At 67.3% G+C, this 1,653-nt stretch carries 1 protein-coding gene and 1 pseudogene; both read right to left on the bottom strand.

Annotated features, from left to right (window positions below; translation table 11 throughout):
- The coding region (locus Dsi01nite_RS56815; RefSeq protein WP_239137324.1) for a chemotaxis protein CheW at positions 1 to 1,452 on the bottom strand (1,452 nt) is incomplete at its 3' end.
- 63 nt (positions 1,453 to 1,515) lie between these two features.
- Positions 1,516 to 1,596: pseudogene (locus Dsi01nite_RS58215) on the bottom strand (hypothetical protein); the annotation flags it as partial.
- Positions 1,597 to 1,653: the final 57 nt, after the last annotated feature.

The following is a 1,653-nucleotide window of genomic DNA, read 5'->3' on the forward strand; positions in this document are numbered from 1 at the left end:
GTCGATCTTGGTGTGGAAGAGGGGGTCGGCGGCGAGGATGGCGCGGCGCACGTCGAGGAGCTCGGTGACCCGCTGCTGGATGACGGCCGAGCCGAGCAGCCCGTCGTCGCCGAAGTCCCGGCGGGAGTCGTCCAGGCCCTCTTCGACGATGTCGAGGATCTTCTCCACGGCGAGGGCCACGGACCTGCCGTTCTCGGTGTAGACGACGACCGGGACCGTCGGCCCGGATTCGGTCTCGTACGCGCCGAGCAGGTGGGACAGGCGCAGCACCGGCAGGATCTGGTCGCGGTACTGCACCACTTCGCGGCTGCCGGTGCGTTCGATCCGCTCGACCGGGAACTCCTCCAGCCGGGTGACCATGTCCAGCGGGATGGCGACGCGGCGGTCGCCGACGCCGGCGATGAGGAGCCGGTCGCCGTTGCCGCCGCTGCGGCGGACGGTGGTGTCGCCGTCGGCCCGTTCCGCGCCGGCGGCGAGGTGGGCGCGCCGGGCGAGGGACGCGACGTCGAGGATGAGGGCGACCCGGCCGTCGCCGAGCAGGGTCGCGCCGGCGTAGGTGCCGATGTCCTTGAACCGTGAGGTGAGCGGCTTGACGACGACCTCTTCGGTGTTGAGGACCCGGTCCACGACCAGCCCGAAGCGTTTGCCCTCGGCCTGCAGCACGGCGACGTAGACGTCCTTGTCGTGTTCGCCGTCGCGGGCGAGGCCGAGGATGTCGTCGAGGTAGACGAGCGGCAGGAGCTTGCCGCGCAGCCGGTAGACGGGGGCGTCCATGGCGTGTTCGACGACCCGCCCCGACTGCCCGTCCAGATACACCAGTTCGTGCACGGCGACCTGCGGGATCACGTACCGCTCGTCACCGCACTCGATCGTCAACGCCTGAATGATCGCCAGGGTCAACGGAATCGTCAGCCGCCACGTCGTGCCCTGACCCACCACCGAGTCGACATCGACCGCACCACCGATCCGCTCGATGTTGGTCTTCACCACATCCATACCCACACCACGACCGGACACGTTCGTGACCGCCTTCGCGGTCGAGAACCCCGGCCGGAACACCAACGCCAGAATCTCCCGACGATCCATCGTCGCCAACTGATCCCGCGACACCAGACCCTTCTCCACCGCGATCCGCGCGATCTTGTCCGGATCGATCCCCGACCCGTCGTCACGCACCTCCACGATCACGTGCCCACCCTCGTGGTACGCCCGCAACGTCAACGTGCCCTCAGGATTCTTCCCCGCCGCCACCCGCTCCTCGGGACTCTCGATACCGTGATCGACCGCGTTGCGGACCAGGTGCGTCAACGGATCCTTCACCGCCTCGAGGAGCGACCGGTCCAGCTCGGTCTCCTTCCCCTCCTGCGCCAGGCGGATCTGCTTACCGAACGTCGAGGACAGATCCCGCACCACCCGCGGCAACTTCGACCACAGATGATCGATCGCCTGCATCCGGGTCTTCATCACCGACTCCTGCAACTCAGAAGTGATGAGATTCAACCGCTGACCCGTCCGCGTCATCCCCGGATCCGCCACCGACCCGATCGCCCGGATCAACTGATTCCGGGTCAGCACCAACTCCCCGACCAGATTCATCAACTTGTCCAGCAGATCCACATCCACCCGGATCGACTGATCCGCCACGCTGCGCTT

Origin of the sequence: Dactylosporangium siamense, from assembly GCF_016862795.1 — a bacterium.
GTDB classification, from domain to species: Bacteria; Actinomycetota; Actinomycetes; order Mycobacteriales; family Micromonosporaceae; genus Dactylosporangium; species Dactylosporangium siamense.